Origin of the sequence: Clostridium chromiireducens (genome assembly GCF_003575225.1) — a bacterium.
Taxonomy (GTDB): Bacteria; Bacillota; Clostridia; order Clostridiales; family Clostridiaceae; genus Clostridium; species Clostridium chromiireducens.
This window is the reverse complement of sequence record NZ_QXDJ01000002.1, coordinates 536905-554203: the sequence shown is the minus strand read 5'-3', so window position 1 is coordinate 554203 and position 17299 is coordinate 536905. Positions and strand designations below refer to the sequence as shown.

General features: G+C 30.0%; 17 protein-coding genes. 1 reads left to right on the top strand and 16 read right to left on the bottom strand.

Translation table 11 applies throughout. The features are described from left to right. Positions 1-6: 6 nt before the first annotated feature. From fmt to D2A34_RS07770, 12 genes are all read right to left on the bottom strand, one after another. A complete protein-coding gene (gene fmt / locus D2A34_RS07825) occupies positions 7-933 on the bottom strand; it encodes a methionyl-tRNA formyltransferase (protein ID WP_119366255.1) in 927 nt (308 codons plus the stop codon). A 31-nt stretch (positions 934-964) separates the two neighbouring features. Next, positions 965-1408 carry a peptide deformylase gene (gene def, locus D2A34_RS07820; RefSeq protein ID WP_119366254.1) on the bottom strand — a complete coding sequence of 148 codons (444 nt, stop codon included), beginning with the start codon at positions 1406-1408 and terminating at the stop codon, positions 965-967. 12 nt (positions 1409-1420) lie between these two features. Next, a complete protein-coding gene (gene priA, locus D2A34_RS07815) occupies positions 1421-3616 on the bottom strand; it encodes a primosomal protein N' (RefSeq protein ID WP_119366253.1) in 2196 nt (731 codons plus the stop codon). A 256-nt stretch (positions 3617-3872) separates the two neighbouring features. Next, a complete protein-coding gene (gene coaBC / locus D2A34_RS07810) occupies positions 3873-5057 on the bottom strand; it encodes a bifunctional phosphopantothenoylcysteine decarboxylase/phosphopantothenate--cysteine ligase CoaBC (RefSeq protein ID WP_119366252.1) in 1185 nt (394 codons plus the stop codon). 1 nt (position 5058) lies between these two features. Then, positions 5059-5277: a DNA-directed RNA polymerase subunit omega gene (gene rpoZ / locus D2A34_RS07805; RefSeq protein ID WP_119366251.1), complete on the bottom strand. Its 219-nt coding sequence runs from the start codon at positions 5275-5277 to the stop codon at positions 5059-5061. Next, positions 5258-5896, bottom strand: coding sequence for a guanylate kinase (gene gmk, locus D2A34_RS07800; protein WP_079438343.1), 639 nt, complete (start codon positions 5894-5896; stop codon positions 5258-5260). Before gmk ends, rpoZ begins: the two co-directional genes overlap by 20 nt. Continuing rightward, positions 5896-6171: an extracellular matrix/biofilm regulator RemA gene (gene remA / locus D2A34_RS07795; protein WP_079438344.1), complete on the bottom strand. Its 276-nt coding sequence runs from the start codon at positions 6169-6171 to the stop codon at positions 5896-5898. The genes gmk and remA overlap by 1 nt, the downstream gene beginning before the upstream one ends. 14 nt (positions 6172-6185) lie before the next feature. Further along, entirely contained in the window at positions 6186-7067 is an 882-nt protein-coding gene (locus D2A34_RS07790; protein WP_119366250.1) for a YicC/YloC family endoribonuclease, read from the bottom strand. Between the two features lie 321 nt (positions 7068-7388). Beyond that, entirely contained in the window at positions 7389-8639 is a 1251-nt protein-coding gene (locus tag D2A34_RS07785) for a hypothetical protein (RefSeq protein WP_119366249.1), read from the bottom strand. Between the two features lie 374 nt (positions 8640-9013). Then, positions 9014-9439: a PBECR3 domain-containing polyvalent protein gene (locus D2A34_RS07780; protein ID WP_079438346.1), complete on the bottom strand. Its 426-nt coding sequence runs from the start codon at positions 9437-9439 to the stop codon at positions 9014-9016. Between the two features lie 202 nt (positions 9440-9641). Next, a complete protein-coding gene (spoIVA, locus tag D2A34_RS07775; protein ID WP_119366248.1) occupies positions 9642-11120 on the bottom strand; it encodes a stage IV sporulation protein A in 1479 nt (492 codons plus the stop codon). Positions 11121-11641: 521 nt separating this feature from the next. Further along, entirely contained in the window at positions 11642-12325 is a 684-nt protein-coding gene (locus tag D2A34_RS07770) for an ArsR/SmtB family transcription factor (RefSeq protein ID WP_119366247.1), read from the bottom strand. Positions 12326-12452: 127 nt separating this feature from the next. Between D2A34_RS07770 and D2A34_RS07765 the strand changes: the two genes are divergently transcribed. Continuing rightward, on the top strand, positions 12453-13127 hold the full coding sequence (locus tag D2A34_RS07765) for a haloacid dehalogenase type II (protein WP_119366246.1): 675 nt from the start codon (positions 12453-12455) through the stop codon (positions 13125-13127). 54 nt (positions 13128-13181) lie between these two features. On the opposite strand, the gene D2A34_RS27400 is transcribed toward D2A34_RS07765, so the two are convergent. The 4 genes from D2A34_RS27400 to D2A34_RS07745 form a co-directional block, all read right to left on the bottom strand. Further along, complete coding sequence (locus tag D2A34_RS27400; RefSeq protein ID WP_279221609.1) at positions 13182-13304, bottom strand: hypothetical protein; 123 nt, start codon at positions 13302-13304, stop codon at positions 13182-13184. Positions 13305-13694: 390 nt separating this feature from the next. Beyond that, positions 13695-14507 carry a nitroreductase family protein gene (locus D2A34_RS07755; protein ID WP_119366245.1) on the bottom strand — a complete coding sequence of 271 codons (813 nt, stop codon included), beginning with the start codon at positions 14505-14507 and terminating at the stop codon, positions 13695-13697. 223 nt (positions 14508-14730) lie between these two features. Then, the gene (locus tag D2A34_RS07750) at positions 14731-15951 is read right to left on the bottom strand and encodes an NADH:flavin oxidoreductase (protein WP_119366244.1); all 1221 of its coding nucleotides are present in this window, start codon (positions 15949-15951) and stop codon (positions 14731-14733) included. Between the two features lie 638 nt (positions 15952-16589). After that, entirely contained in the window at positions 16590-17168 is a 579-nt protein-coding gene (locus D2A34_RS07745) for a TetR/AcrR family transcriptional regulator (protein ID WP_119366243.1), read from the bottom strand. Positions 17169-17299 lie beyond the last annotated feature (131 nt).

The window sequence follows — 17299 nt, the reverse complement described above, 5'->3', positions numbered from 1 at the left end:
CCTCCATTACTGTAGAATTATATTGTTCTCTATTTCATGCCCATTTATATATTGTTCTATTGATAAAGGCTTACCATTTGGAAATTGTACTTTCTTAATGAGTAATACTCCATCTTCACATGAAACCTTAACACCATTTTTACTAACTTCTATGATTGTTCCAGGTTCTTTCAAACTCTTTTCTTCTAATGCCTCAGTTTCGTATATCTTCATTCTTTCGCCCTTATAATTAGTATAGGCAATAGGCCAAGGATTTAATCCTCTTACTAAATCATGAATTTCCTTTGAACTTTTATTCCAATCTATACAGGCAATATTTTTATCGAGTGGTTTTGCATAGAAAGTTTTATCCCCCTGTTTTTCAGGAGTTATACTTCCATTTACAAGCCCTTCTATACTTTTAAGCAGCAGATCTGATCCTCTTTCCTTTAATATATCATATAATTCTCCTGCAGTCATATTATCAGTAATTTCAACTTCGTCTTTAAGAAGCATATCTCCTGTATCTATACCTACATCCATAAGCATAGTGGTATTTCCTGAAACTTTTTCGCCATTTATTACTGCCCATTGGATTGGTGCAGCTCCTCTATACATTGGTAATAATGATCCATGAAGATTTATACACCCATATTTAGGTATATCTAATACTTCTTTAGATAATATTTGCCCAAAAGCTATTACAATTATAAAATCTGGTTTTAATTCTTTTAACTTTTGGATTAATTCTGCATCATCTTTAAGCTTTATAGGTTGATATACTTGAATTTCATGCTTTAGCGCTTCTTCTTTAACGGCTGAATATGCCATTTTTTTGCCTCTGCCTTTAGGCTTATCTGGCTGTGTCAGCACTGCAGTGACTTCATACATTTCAATTAGTTTTCTTAAAGATGGAACCGCAAAATCAGGAGTACCCATAAATACTATATTCACTCTGTTCTTCCTCCTGTCAAAATTTATTTTCTTAAGACTTCTTAACTCTATCAATGAATAAAGTACCATTTAAGTGGTCATATTCATGTAGAATAGCTCTTGCAAGCAATTCTTCCCCTTCTATTTCAAATTCCTCTCCTTTTTCATTAAGTGCTCTTGCTCTAACATAGTTAGGTCTCATAACTTCCTTAGTTTCACCAGGTAAGCTTAGACACCCTTCTTCATCAATTTGAGAACCACTTGTTTCTATTATTTCAGGGTTTATAAAAACTAGTGGACCTTCTCCAATATCTATAACAAATAGTCTTTTTAATACTCCAACTTGTGGAGCTGCAAGACCAACACCATCTGCATCATACATTGTTTCTTTCATATCCTCAATTAAAGTCAATACTCTTTCATCTATTTGATCAACTTCTCTGCACTTCTTTCTTAATACGTCATCTCCATATTTTCTAATATTTCTTAATGCCATGTTCTATTCCCCCTATGTCATATTATTTGGATTAATATCTATACTAACCCTTACTTCATTATATACACTCTTATTTAATAGATAAAGTGTATCTTTTACTTTTTCACTAAACTCATCGTCAAAATTACCTTTTATTATTATCTGCCATCTATAATTATCCTTTAATTTTGTAATAATACAAGGAACTGGCCCAAGCATAGTAAAATCTTCTAATACTAATTTTTTCAAATTTCCTTCTAAAGTATACATAAACTTTACTAGTTTTTCTTCATATTTCGAAGAACCTAAGATTAATAATATTTTACCAAAAGGCGGATTGCCCATCAACCTTCTGATATTTATTTCTTCTCTAAACAAAGATTCATAATCTTCTTCCTTTGCATACTTTAAGCTATAGTGATGTGGAGTATAACTTTGAACAATTACTTTCCCTTCATCTTCTCCTCTACCAGCTCGGCCTGCAACTTGCGTTATTATTTGATAGGTTCTTTCTGCAGCCCTGTAATCCGGCATATTTAAAGACATATCCGCCGCCAAAACTCCAACCAATGTAACGTTTTTAAAATCCAATCCTTTTGATACCATTTGAGTTCCTATTAAAATATCAGCTTCTCCACTTTTAAAAGAGTTATATATTGACTCATGAGCATTTTTATGCCGTGTGGTATCCACATCCATTCGTAATACTTTAGCATTTGGAAAGTACTTTTTCACTTCCAATTCAACTCTTTCTGTTCCCGCTCCAAAGAACTTTACATATTTACTATTGCATTCAGGGCATACTTTACTGACCTTCTCAGCTCTTCCACAATAGTGGCAGATTAGATATCCATTTTTATGATACGTCATGGATACGTCGCATTCTGGGCATTTAAATACATATCCGCAGCTTCTGCATGAAATAAAAGTTGAATAACCCCTTCTATTTAAAAATAAAATCACCTGTTTTTTATCTCGCAGAGTATTTTCAAGCTCATTTAAAAGCTGTCTGCTAAACAAAGAGAGATTCTTATTTTTTAATTCTTCTCTCATATCAACTATCTGCATATGGGGCATTTTTTTTCCATTAACTCTTTTATGCATTTCAATTAATGTATATTCATCTTTAAGCCCCTTATAATAGCTTTCTACGCTAGGAGTTGCCGATCCTAATATAAGTTTACATCCTTTTAGCTCGCATATAAATTCACTTACTTCTCTAGTATGATATTTAGGATTATGTTCTGACTTATATGTGTTTTCATGTTCTTCATCAATTATAATAAGACCAAGATTTTGTAACGGCAAGAACAGTGCACTTCGTGCTCCAATAACAAGCTTAGCTTTTCCTTCTTTAATTCTATACCATTCATCAAATCTTTCACCATCACTCAATTTGCTATGAAACAATGCTACATCTTCACCAAAACGTCCCTTAAACCTTTCAATCATTTGAGGAGTTAACGATATTTCTGGTACTAAAACTATAGAACTTTTTCCTTGATTCAGCATTTCTTCAACTAATCTAATATATATTTCTGTTTTTCCTGACCCTGTTACACCTTTTATAAGATACTTTAATTTTGCCTCATTTAAAATAGTATCTAAACATTCTCTTTGTTCATCAGTTAATAACTTATTATAATCATTATCATATCTGCGGGTATTATATCTAAAAACTACTTGTTCCTCAACTTTTAATATTTCTTTTTCTATAAGCTTATTTAAACAATATAAAGAAAATTCTTTGTCATTAACAATTTCTGATTTAGTGTAAATTCCATTATTATTAATTATGAAATTATATAAATTTATGTAACTTTCTTTTTTAAGTTCATCCTCTTTCACTTCTTTGTTAATAACTATAACTTTTTTCTTCTTATTTTTTGATCCTTTCATTATTCCAACTGGGATCATTAAACGAACTGCATCGATGTATTTACAAAGATATTTTCTTCTTAAGAATTGAATAACTTCAATATCTTCTTTAGTTAACATAGCCTCATCATCGCATAACTTTAAAATTTCTTTTACTTTATAATCAAGCTTTATTGAATCCTCCTGCAATAATGAAAATACAAAACCTTCTATGGGTTTATTCCTCTGGCCAAAAGGAACGTTAACCCTAAATCCAACTCCTATATTCTCCATAAGTTCATAAGGTACTTTATATGTAAATAGTCTATCTATTTCTAGCGCTTCACTATTTATAATTATTTCAGCATACATACTTTTCTTTAACCACCTTACGTCCAAATTTAGTTTGTGTCTAGCCACTGTAACACCCAGGATAACAGTGGCACTCCCTAGACTAGGTACCCCTTGAGGTTATAAGTTCAACCAAGATTCAGATTGAGATCAAACTCCACCCGAATCAAGTTTCACTTGATATCAAGAACACTCAAACATGAAATAATAAGTATACCACAATATTAAAACATTTATCTTAAATATATTCATATATCAAATAAAAGAAGCGCAAATTCTAGCGCTTCTCAAGTATAATGTCAAATAAATTGCTTGCAATCTTTTCTTTGCTCATTTTATCTAAATATATTTCCTTACCACTTTTAGACAAAACTATTACTTTATTATCTTCTGAGGCAAACCCAGTATCATTTGCAGTTATATCATTTGCTACAATATAATCCAAGTTTTTTCTTTGTAGCTTAGATATTGCATTTTCTTTTAAATCTTGACTTTCAGCGGCAAAACCAACTAGTATCTGCTTATCCTTTTTTTCTCCAAGTTCCATTAATATATCACTATCTCTTGTAAATTCTATACACAAATCATTGTCACCTTTTTTTATTTTTTGTGTACTATAATTTTTAGGTTTATAATCAGCAACGGCAGCAGATTTAATTACTATATCCGCATGATTATATACTTCCATAATTGCTTTTTTCATTTCTTCATTAGTTGAAACTTTAACAATATTAATATTCTTTGGAACTTCTATAGATGTAGGCCCAGATATTAGTGTTACATTAGCGCCTCTATTTCTTGCTTCTTTTGCAATAGCATAGCCCATTTTCCCAGTTGATCTATTTGTGATAAATCTAACTGGATCTACTGGTGCTATAGTTGGACCAGCAGTTACTACCACATTTTTATTCACTAAATCTTTCTTGTCATTTAACTCCATTAAAACCCTATCTACTATTACTTCAGGACTTTCTAATTTTCCTTTTCCAGTAGTTCCACAGGCAAGCCTGCCTTCTGCTGGCTCTATAAATTCATATCCAAAAGACTTTAGCTTTTTAATATTATCTTGTACTATAGGGTTGTCATACATGTTTGTATTCATAGCTGGAGCAAAAATAACTTTTGCTTTAGTTGCCATTATCGTAGTTGAAAGCATATCATCAGCTATTCCATTTGCAATCTTTCCAATAATGTTTGCGGTAGCAGGTGCTACTAAAAATAAATCTGCTTTTTCTGCTAAGCTGATGTGTTGAATCTCCCAAGCCTTTGGTTCTGCAAACATATCATATGTAACCATATTTTGACTTAATGATTGAAAAGAAAGTGGAGTTACAAATTTAGTAGCTGATTCAGTCATAATAACATCAACATTGATGTCCTTCTTTTTAAGCAGACTTACAATTTCTAATGCTTTATATACTGCAATTCCTCCACTTACACCCAGTACTAAATTCCTTTTCATTTTATCTATTACCTTCTTCTAAAATTTCATATTCAACTGCATTTTGATCTACTTCATTAATTGCAATTGTTAAAGGTTTTTTTGAATTTACATAAATTTGAGGTTCAGAACCTTCAATTATTTGTCTAGCTCTTTTTGATGTTAAAATTACTAAAGAATATCTATCATGCACCTTTTCTAATAAATCTACCACTGATGGATTAATCATAGAGTTGTTCATGTATTATTCCCTCCTTCGAATCTAATATACTATCTTTTATTCTATCTACTCTGCATTTTTCAGCTGCTATTATAGCTTCTAATTTCTCAACAGCTATTTCTACTTTATCATTTACAACAGCATAATTATATTTAGAAACAAAATTTATTTCCTTATATGCTGATTTAAATCTTTTCATTAGAGATTCTTTAGTTTCACTTCCTCTATTTATAATTCTCTGCTTTAATTCTTGCATAGATGGTGGAAGTATAAATATAAAGACTCCCTCTTCTGTATTTTCTTTAACTTTTAATGCTCCTTGTATATCAATTTCTAAAATAACATCCACTCCATTTTCTAACATTTCTTCAACGTTAGATTTTGGAGTTCCATAATAATTATCATAGACTTCTGCATACTCTAGAAAATCATTAGAATTTATCTTTTCCTTAAAGTCTTCTTTTGTCATGAAATAGTAATTAACACCTTCAACTTCTCCTTTTCTCGGATCCCTTGTAGTTGCGGATACTGATAAAGATACCTCTCTATTTCTTTCCAAAAAACTTTTGCATATTGTACCTTTTCCGGCTCCTGATGGTCCTGATATAACTATTAATAGTCCTCTCCCTTTTTTATTCATTATTCATCATCCTCATCAACTGCTGCCACATCGTCTTTTGTTGATAATCTATGTGCAACTGTCTCTGGCTGAACTGCTGACAAAATAACATGATCACTGTCTGTTATTATTACAGCTCTAGTTCTTCTTCCATAAGTTGCATCTATTAGCATTCCTCTATCTCTTGCTTCTTGAATAATTCTTTTAATAGGTGCTGATTCAGGACTAACTATTGCGACTAATCTGTTTGCAGAAACTATGTTCCCAAAACCTATGTTTATTAATTTTATTCCCATTTTTTCCCTCCTAATTATTCAATATTTTGAACTTGTTCCCTGATCTTTTCTATTGTGTTTTTTACATCTATAACTTTATTAGTTATATTTATATCTGTAGATTTAGAGGCAATAGTATTAGCTTCTCTGTTCATTTCTTGAATAATAAAATCCAACTTTCTTCCCACAGGTTCATCTAATTCTAAAGTATTCGTCATTTGACTCAAATGACTTCTAAGTCTAGTTATTTCTTCATCTACAGCTGCCTTATCCGAAAGAATTGCCACCTCTTGAGCTATTCTACTCTCATCGATATCTACACCTGATAATAGTTCACTTAATCTCTCTTCAAGTTTCTTTTTATAACTCTTTGGAATAGCATCTGATAATTTCTCAATTTCTATAACATAACGTTCTATGGCGTTAACTTTTAGAAGAATATCTGATTTTAACTTTTCTCCCTCTACAATTCTCATTTCTTCCATCAAATTAAGAGATGATTTTATCAAAGAAGAAACTTCTTCAAAAATATCGTCTAAATTTTCCTCTGGTTCATCCAGTGTAATCACATCAGGTAATCTTGCTATTTTAGTTACTGATATATCATCTATAACATTTAATTCCTTCTGAATTTGCTTAAATGATTCATAGTAGTCCTTAGCCAACTTCATATTAACCTTAACTTCCCCTACTGTATTTCCATAATTTTTATAATTAATAAAAACATCAACTTTTCCTCTGCTTAGCTTTTTACTAATTATACTACGTATCTTTTCTTCTAAAGCAAGCATTGTTCTTGGCATTCTAATATTTATATCTAAATATCTATGATTTACACTTTTCATTTCTATAGAAAAAGAGAGTTCTTTTCCTTCATCACTTTGTGCTCTTCCAAAGCTAGTCATGCTCTTTATCAATGCTACACCTCCTTTTAATATTATAAAGTTCCCAAATCCAATAAAATAATCATAATAAATATAGTTTCCCATGTCAATGTTTTGTTCACAAATTGTTAACATTTATCAAAGTAGAATATTGTGTATAAAAAATCGTAAATCCAATCTTGAATAATACGATTTTACAATTTGTTATTTTATTGATTCACGATATAAGAAGATTCCGCTCTAAAAAATGCTGGAAAATTCACTTTGAATAATGCAGCATTCTGGACAATTATTCGGTTTGTAATGTATATTCGCCAAATTAAGAAATGGTAAGCTCTATACACAAAATATATGTTAAATATTCCTACAGTGATAATCAGTCATTATATCATCTAAATACCTAAATCTTTCATATATGTTTAAAATCCTTGATTTGCACAATTCATCTATACTGCTTTTTGATATATATCGACTATAATCTATCTCATTATAAATCATACTCAATTTATTAAATGAACCTTGACTATATCTAGAATGGATTTCTTTTAGATTTTTTATATAGTCTATTTGCTCATTAAGTATATTAAAATGTCTATAGCATAAAGGGGTTATTAAATCAATATCATCTAGTTGAAATGCAGGATAGGTGTCAGCTTTATATAATTTTGCCTCCCAATAATATTCTAAGACACATGTCGTTATATTTGTAAAGTATCTTAGCAATTCATTCTTTATTGTTTTAATAGTAATTGCTGTACCTGTATTATCATCTATTAATATAATTTTTGAAGCAACAGGGCACTTAGTACTTAAATGATAAACTTGCTCAGATAAAGATTCTTGACAAAAATGAGAAGTATCATATCTAGAATATCTAACATATTCATAGGATATTTTACTAAAATCTTTTTTTGTATCATTCATATAGTTTAGCATAGAAATATAAAAAGGTGGTATCAAAGCAGCTCCTTGCAATGGAGAGATTATTATATCATTTACTCCTATATAGTCACATAACGCAAAAAAGGCAGTAGTCATAACAAGAATGTTATCCATTTCTGAATATTCCCGGACACTAGCAATATTAAGTTTCTTCATATCTATTAATAAATTATCAATAAAGCCAAAATATAATTTAGGAAAACCATAAAAGTCTTCATCAAAAATAATCTGCACTAAATAGTCAGTAAATCTTGAAAGGTAGCCTTTTAGTAATTCATAATAACTATTTTTCAAAGTATTATAAGAAAATACTATACCAATTAATTTTGCTATACATGAAAGCATATGTTGTGTAAGCGAAAAAATAACAAATTGTTTCTTATTATATAGCATTTCAGAATTTAGAATACTAGGTGCATCTATAAGTATTGCTCTTAATAAATCTATTGTTTCATCTAAATCCTCTGAATAATAAGCATTATTTCTGTTACAATAAAACGGTTTTTTGACGCTGAAATATTTTTTTAATATAGGCAAATACATGTTATACTCTATTTCAAATTCACTTGAATCAATATATGCCTCCCCAGTAAAGCCAAATTTATATTTCTGTAATATAGATTTATTTAGGAATGAATCTACTGTTTTATATAAAGTACTCAACTAAACATCCCCCCAAGTGTAAAAATTGCAATTAGTGCTGTAATATTTTTTGATTCTGCCTTAATTCAAGGATAATTATACCATAGTTTTAGGTAATCTCATTAAATGTTTACTAAAATTTGTCATTTGTAAAAATATACAAATGACGTATTGTATAATTATCAAATAACATTGTTCGTAAATTAAAATTCAATAGGTTAGTATGCATTTAATTACTTTCGTGCACAAAAAAAAATCACCTTACTCTAATTATAAGGTGATAGATAAAACAAATTATTTTTTGGCAGGTCGGCGTATCCTGCATCTCTGTTTACTAAATATTAGCGTATGAGGAGCCTTTTCTCACCTCAAAAAATAAAATTTCTAACTCTATTTCATAATACTTTTTCTTTTAATACTGTTTCTTCAACTTTTATTAATCTTCCCCTATAAATTCGCGCATTCATTTTTGATAGGGTTATAGGGTACATTGTTGCAACATATATATATTGATCCTCTAAATCAACTTCCAATCCCAAAAGTAATATAATGTTGTCAATCTTTTTTACTAATTCGAGAGAGCCGCCAGTTCCTCTCCTATTATCTAGACCAACATACTCAGGTTCTTTTATTACTTTCTCTATTATATCTAATATATTATCCTTCATTTTTTTGGTGAATTGTCTACCATGTCTTTTTTTTATATGGTTTATAACACCCGGAGAGGCATAAACAATCCTTGGCAAATCAAGCTCTAAGAGCTCACTTATAAAAACTTTTAGTTTTCCAACTTTCTTATAAGCCCTATACTCTCTCTTCATAATACCCCTCATTTATATCCTTTCTTTTATTATATCCCAATGCTATGTATTTTTCCACATATATAATGAAAAATCTGATATAAAGAAAGTGTTGATTATAATATATAATACACGGAAATATGTAGTAATTACATTCCAAACTGCCTATTTACAATATATAATCAACACTTTATTAAAATATAATATTTTATACTTAACTAGATTAAAGTATTATGCAGATCAATCCACCATTACCTTCATTAATTATTTTTTGTAATGTTTTTTGAATCTTAACTTGGACATCTTCTGGCATTTTATATAATTTATTTTGTAGACCTTCTCTTACTAATACTTCTAAAGATTTTCCAAACATATTACTTTGCCAAAGAAGAGTTGGATCTGTCTCAAACTGCTCTAATAGTCCTTTTACAAGTTCCTCTGATTCTTTTTCAGACCCCATTATAGGGCTTATTTCAGTTTTGATATCACATTTTATAAAATGTAAGCTTGGGGCACTTGCTTTTAATTTCACTCCATATTTATTACCTTGTTTAACAATTTCAGGTTCTTCAAATTTCATCTCAGCAAGTTGTGGAGCTACTAATCCATACCCACTTTCTCTTACCTCTTCTAAAGCATCTTTTACTTTATCATATTCGCATTTTGCATGGGTTAAATCTTTTATTATTCCTAGCAAATCACTTTCAGAACCAACTTCTAAGTCGCATATTTCACTAAGAACTTTATAAAAAATTCCATCCTTTGGTTTCATTAATATTTTTGCTGTTCCGCTACCTAAATCTACTTCTTTTATTGAGGCATTCCCCATAAATTGTTCATCTTCAAGATTATTTAAACAATATTTTATATCCCTAACCTTAGAGACATCTTGACTCATGTTCATAATTATGTTGAAGAAATCTTTTTTTAACCAATGGCTGCCCTCTAATTTTTCAAGCCATTCAGGCATATCAATATTGACTTCTTTTATTGGGAATTCTTTAAGTACATGTTTAAATATATCTTCTATATCTTGTTCTCCCATATTGGAAACATCCATCACTTGTACTGTTACATTATATTTATCTTCTAATTCTTTTCTCAATGCTTTTGCCTCTTGAGAATTAGGCTTATTTGTATTAAGAACAACAATAAATGGCTTATTTAAAGTTTGTAATTCAGATATGACCCTTTCTTCAGCATCTACATAATCATTCCTGTCTATCCCTGTTATACTTCCATCTGTTGTTATTACAAGACCGATTGTTGAATGATCCTTTATAACCTTTCTCGTTCCAATTTCAGCAGCATCCTCAAAAGGTATTTCATAATCATACCATGGTGTATGAACCATTTTACTTTCTTCTCCATCTAAGTATCCTAGAGCTCCTTTTACTATATATCCTACACAATCAACCATTCTTACCTTGAATTTTATTTCATCTCCTAAATTTATTTCAACTGCTTCATTCGGTACAAACTTAGGTTCTGTTGTATGAATATTTTTTCCCGACCCACTTTGTGGTAATTCATCTTTTGCTCTTTCCTTCTTATAAGTATTATCAATTTTAGGTATTACCATGAGATCCATAAACTTTTTTATGAATGTAGATTTTCCTGTTCTTACCGGCCCTACAACACCCACGTATATGTCCCCTTGAGTTCTTTCTGCTATATCTTTGTATATGTTAAAATTATCCACGTAGTTCCCTCCTATATTCTTTTTACCAATATATATATATTCATCCTAATTTTAAAATATACCCATATAAAAAAAGCAGCTATGCTACAATCAAAAACTTTTAAAAAAAGTAGCTATGCTGCAATTAAAAACTTTTTTACAAACTCCCTCAAAGTAGCTATGCTACAACCAAGAACTTTTTTTATAAACTCCCTCAAAGCAGCTATGCTATAATCAAGAACTTTATATATATATGTGTGTGTGTGTTGCAATAATAACTCTACATATAAAAATTTGCAGAACTTGGTGTCAGTCACTAATTTATATGAATAAATCATTTTTCAATATATATATTACGGAAATTAGCACTCATATCACCATTATAAGGTATTAAAATACTCATATTTATATTATTCTATCTCTCAACAACAAAAAAGTTATCTAGATCCTTTCCTAATCATATATATGATCACTATCTATTTTCTTTACAATTCTTATTGACTTTATTATTTTATCAACTATATTTTCTTTAATATAATTATTTAGAATTCTATACCAAAATATTTATATAAATTTACTTTACCATTTTCTGTGATTTCTACTTCTCTGTTTGTTAGAGATTTTTTAATCCAGCCCAATCCAATTAAACCACTTGTAATAACTTTTCCTAATGTTCCAGCTATATGATAATTCTCCTCACTCCAATCATAGCATTTAATTCCCCGTAAGTTTTCTGTATCTTTAAATCCATGATTTATTATTTCTAATTCAATTAATTTATTTATGCCGAGTTCTGTAATATAAAATATATCATTTTCTAATTGAATATAGCTTAATCTTAAAAGAGCCTCTGTAATCTTTATCCCTAATGTTCCAGCAATATGGTCATAACAAAGTCTTGCATTTCTTAAAGCTTCTGAATGTATAGATTGATTTAATGACTTTATTTTAGGTGATTTTGAAAGTTTCATAAGCAATTCAAGTAATTTTGCAACATCTTCATTAGCTAATTTAAAATAACTATACCTACCATATATAGTTTTTTCAATAATTCCTGCGTTAACCATTTTAGATAAATGAAATGTTGCTGTTTGTGGTTTAATGCAAGCCACTTTTGCTAATTCTCCTGCTGTACGTTGACCGCCTAATAAACTCATAAGCATTATGCTTCTAGACGAATCTGCTATTAATGATGCAATATCATTTACCATAGGGTCTGGTTTCAAAATAAATTCCTCCAAACTTTTATAAATTAAAATATCATTTCTATCTATATCGAAATAATATAGTTTTATAATTATATCATAAGTTAACTTAAAATTTTATTTGATATATGGAAGGAAGGTATTTCTTATGGAAAAATTAAAAGACATTAAACTATGCGTCTTTGATGCATATGGTACATTATTCGATATTAATTCAGTCACTAAACAATATTGTGAAGAGTTAGGGGATATTGCAGAACCTTTTTCAAATCTTTGGAGGTCTAAACAATTAGAATATTCTTGGTTACGTAGTCTTATGAATAGATATGAAGATTTTTGGTGTGTAACTGAAGCATCGCTAGATTATGCTTTAGATTATTTTAATATCAAAAATGAATTTTTTAAAATTAATCTTTTAAAAGCATATGAAAATATTAACTGCTACGAAGAAGTTCCTACTACTTTATCTAAATTAAATGAAAGGGGATTATTAACTGCCATATTATCCAATGCCTCACCTAGCATGTTACATATGGCTATCAAAAATTCTAAGATAGATTGCCATATAGATTCCTGTCTTTCCGTTGATAATCTTAAAATATATAAACCTCATCCTACTGTCTATAGTTTAATTTCAGAAAAATATGACCTTAATAAAAATGAAATATTATTTGTCTCTTCTAATAGTTGGGATGTAGCTGGTGCTAAAAGTTTTGGCTTCAATGTATCTTGGATAAATCGCTTTAATAATAAAAAAGAAGTCTTACCATTTGAATGTGATATTGAATTAAAATCTCTAATGGACTTACCTAATATACTTTAATCATTATTATATACAAATTTTTATATTCACAGGATTTATCATTAACATTCCTTTTTAAACAACAAAAAAAGAAGAACCTCTTCTATTTGGACTTGGTTCTCCTCTATTACTTAGATACATTATTAAATTATCATTTATATTAAGTTCTATTGACTCAAACTCTTTTGCTCCAATCACTATCAAGATGTGTATTTAATAATATTATATTTTTTCTAATGTAAATATTTGGATGCGAGAGTCAAATTTTATTATCTTCTCGCTTACATAGCCAGTACAAAATAACACACCTCTATTTATGCTATTTTTAATTACAGTATACCAAAAGGCTTTAACAGTATCCATTAGATAACTCAGTAGTTTTATAAAACTTACATTCCGCATAGACCACTACATTGCCATCTTCTCTATTTATTTCTTTTCCACCAGCTCTAGTTGCTGGTGTTATCTCTGAACCTACTATAAATGTTTGTACTTACAGTTTTTCTACCGCATAAATCTTGATAACTTGAATTAAAATCATATTCATTTCCTATAATAAAATTTAGTTGCTTTGATCCACTTAAGCATTTAGTTTCCATAAAAGGAAGCAGACAATGGTTGTCTATCTGTAAATCTTTTATAACTATACTTAGGATATCCTACCATTACAGCTCCTGTTATTTTCTTTTTTTCTGGAATATTAAAAATCTTGTTCATTGGTGAATTTTCACTACGAGCACAAATCTCAAATACTCCTGCCCAGCATGATCCAAGTCCAAGAGATGGGGCATATAATTCTAGATAAGATAATGAAATAATTGAATTTTCTCTACCATTATAAAAATCATCATCAGCTAAAGTTAAAATTAGACTAGGCGCACCCCTTAAAATAATCTCATCTATACCTCCTCTGTAGGCATTAATCATACCAGATAGCATCTTACTCCAAGTTGCATCATTTTCAAACCATTTAATACATTCCTCAACTGCTAAATCAATTGTTTTTTTATCATCTATTATTAAGTAAGATATACCTTGTGAATTACTGGCAGTTGGTGCTAAGTGAGCAACATCAACAAGCTCCATTAACTTTTCTCTTTCAACTGGTGTATTTTTATAAGAACGAATAGATCTTCTTGATCTAATAAAATTCTTTGCTTCTTCTGGACTTAATTTTTTAACTTCTCCGATCTCACTTTGCATATCTAATGGTGATTTCTTATTATCTATAGCTTGCTTTGGACATACGGCTACACAATGACCACATTCTAAGCATCCATTAACATTGGCTTCGATCTCTTTAGGACCAGTAGGTTCTAGTTTTAGTACTAGTGCTGGACATTCCTCTACACACAATCCACATTTTATACATTTATCTTCATTTACAGTTATTAAACTCATTTTAATTCACTCCTAATCATATTTTCATTAAAATTTCTACTTCTCATTAATTTCTTATTTTAAAATATGTCAAATATTTTTATATAGGATATGACTATCACCTCCTTAATTTTCTTAATTAACAAGACATACCCATTTTAAATTGATTAATATATTTAATGGTTCTTTATATTATCAATATTACAAGCATAGATAATATAAAAAATCAATTATCTAGTAAATGCTAAGACTTGATTACTGGAACCTTCCCGTAATAGCATCTAAGCGGACCCTTTTCACAACCGATTATACAAAAATTACATTGTATACATTTCGACTGTGTCTGTCTTCCTGTTTTGAATTTATTCACTAAATCTGATTCGATTATAAGTGGCCTTGACATAGAAATTGCATCAAATTTATAATTATCAATTAAGTCTTCTATTTCTTCTAATTTCGTTATTCCTCCTACTAGAATAACTGGAATATTTACAGCTTTCTTAATTGACATGGCTGCTTGCAAATTATATAAGTTTTTTGGCTGAGGTTGTGGTACTGTTTTCTTTGCAACTATACCAACGAAATTTTTCATGAATTCTGGCATTTTATTTAACTTCTCATTTTGAGCTACTATCATTTTCCATGGCACCTGTCCACGCATTGTTGCTAGTCCAGCTTTTAATGTTCCATTGGAAACTTCAATTCCATCACATCCAACCTGCTCTAATAGTTTAGCTATTTTTACAGACTCTTCAATTGTCATACCATTTTTTAAAGTTTCATACCCATTCATTTTTACAATTATCGGAAAACTTCCAACTTCTTTTCTAGCTTCTTCAAAAATCTTTTTAATAATTCTAAATCTGTTTTCTGTACTTCCTCCCCATTCATCTTTTCTAATGTTCATTCTTGGTGATACAAATTCTGAAAGTAAGTATCCGTGTGCCAAATGAATTTGTACACCATCAAAACCTGCTTCTTTTGCATTTTTTATCCCTTCAACAAACATTTCTATTACTTCTAAAATTTCACCTTTAGTCATTTCTCTTGCTTTATAGTCAGATATTTTAGAAGGTGCAACAATGGGCATATGAGCGCTTTCTTCTTTTGACTGACCGCCACAATGATTAAGTTGTGCAATAACTGGCGTTTCCATTTCATGCATTCTCTTCGTTAATTTTTTTAATGTCTCAATATTTTCAGATTTATTAATCATAATCATATTATCTGAAGCCTTACCTTGCTGACCCACTCCAATAAAGCCAGTAATAATTCCACCGACCCCTCCTTTAGCTAATGCTTCATACTTTTTAATTAATTGATCTGTAGGCTTGCCATTTTCATCACCTACTCCTTCAAAAGTTGCTGATCTAATAATTTTGTTGGAAAATGTTATACCTGCCAATTTAAATGGCTCAAACACCTTATTTTCTGGTAATTTTGTTTGATTAAATACTGCTTTCATTAAACTCGCTCCTTCGCATTGTTTTTTTGCTTTTTATTATTAAGTCTTACTGGTATGAATTCTCATTTTGTCTGACATAATCTCAAACCAATTCTGTCCCAAATCCTTTATTGTGTAACAGGATTTTAAAGAAACACGAGAATATTTTTTGAGAACAATCATTCTAATTAATTTAAAAAAAATTATTTATTTAACAAATCCAAAAAATCCGCTATATCATCCATCTTTTCTTTGCACTCTGAGTTTCTTACATTAATGATTTATCTGATGTCTAGCCACTATAACACTCCCACAATATATGTAACTCATATTCCTAAAGTCAGATGAGTAAGTGAGCATAATCAAATCATAGATGCTCACTGAGAAAGTTCTGCTAGCCAAATGCAAGATTTGGAGCATCACTTTTGAGATGTCTGCTTAAGCCGGAGATAACAGTGGTACGACCTAGACAAGACATCCCTTGAAAGTACATTGTGCCCCTTGAGGGTATAAGTTCAACTAAGATTCAGATGGAGGTCCCCCCATCCAAATCAAGTTTCATTTGATATAGAGATTCTACTTTTCTCTATTATGTAAAAGAATTCTAAAAGAACATGAGCACATTTTTGAGAATGAACATTCTATTTTGTATAAAAAAATTATTTATTTAACAAATCCAAGAAAAAATTTGCTATACGATGCAACTTTTCTTTACTTGCTGATGTTCTTAAATGTACACGGATTCCAAGCAAAGTATTTTGCAATATTTCTGCTAAAACTTCAGCATCATAATCACAAGAAAATTCACCTGTTTGTTGTCCTTTTCGAACAAGATCCGCAAGAAATTGTTCTGTTTGCATAAATGCCTCTTCCGTCTTTACTTCTACCTCTTTATCCCTAAGAGCCATCTCAGTTGCTGAGTTTACTATTAAACAACCCCATTGTCTATCCTCGTATCCTTCAATCATAAAATCAAAGATAAATTGTATCGCTTGTTTTGCCGTTTCTGTATGTAAAATTCCAGCTTGTATTTTATCTTTTATTAATTTATCGTAACAATCTATCGTTTTTAAAAATAATGTATGCTTATCACCGAATGTATCGTACAAACTTCTACGATGTATTCCCATATGATCTACTAGATCGCTCAACGATGTCTTTTCGTAGCCTTGTTCCCAAAATAATTCCATTGCTTTCTGGAGAACTACATTTTCATCAAATTCCCTGCTTCGTCCCATTAACTTCCCTCCTTGATAATGTTAATAATATCATTTTGAGAACGAACGGTCAAGAATTATTTACATATTCATGATACCTATATTTTCGTGAATTTCATGATGGAGGCGAAGCGCAGCTAACCTCCAATTCA

What these genes read in the sequence shown, in the direction of transcription:
- def (WP_119366254.1), bottom strand. Translation starts at nt 1,408, where the DNA reads ATGGCATTAAGAAATATTAGAAAATATGGAGATGACGTATTAAGAAAG.
- priA (WP_119366253.1), bottom strand. Translation starts at nt 3,616, where the DNA reads ATGTATGCTGAAATAATTATAAATAGTGAAGCGCTAGAAATAGATAGA.
- coaBC (WP_119366252.1), bottom strand. Translation starts at nt 5,057, where the DNA reads ATGAAAAGGAATTTAGTACTGGGTGTAAGTGGAGGAATTGCAGTATAT.
- rpoZ (WP_119366251.1), bottom strand. Translation starts at nt 5,277, where the DNA reads ATGAACAACTCTATGATTAATCCATCAGTGGTAGATTTATTAGAAAAG.
- gmk (WP_079438343.1), bottom strand. Translation starts at nt 5,896, where the DNA reads ATGAATAAAAAAGGGAGAGGACTATTAATAGTTATATCAGGACCATCA.
- remA (WP_079438344.1), bottom strand. Translation starts at nt 6,171, where the DNA reads ATGGGAATAAAATTAATAAACATAGGTTTTGGGAACATAGTTTCTGCA.
- D2A34_RS07780 (WP_079438346.1), bottom strand. Translation starts at nt 9,439, where the DNA reads ATGAAGAGAGAGTATAGGGCTTATAAGAAAGTTGGAAAACTAAAAGTT.
- D2A34_RS07765 (WP_119366246.1), top strand. Translation starts at nt 12,453, where the DNA reads ATGGAAAAATTAAAAGACATTAAACTATGCGTCTTTGATGCATATGGT.
- D2A34_RS07755 (WP_119366245.1), bottom strand. Translation starts at nt 14,507, where the DNA reads ATGAGTTTAATAACTGTAAATGAAGATAAATGTATAAAATGTGGATTG.
- D2A34_RS07750 (WP_119366244.1), bottom strand. Translation starts at nt 15,951, where the DNA reads ATGAAAGCAGTATTTAATCAAACAAAATTACCAGAAAATAAGGTGTTT.
- D2A34_RS07745 (WP_119366243.1), bottom strand. Translation starts at nt 17,168, where the DNA reads ATGGGACGAAGCAGGGAATTTGATGAAAATGTAGTTCTCCAGAAAGCA.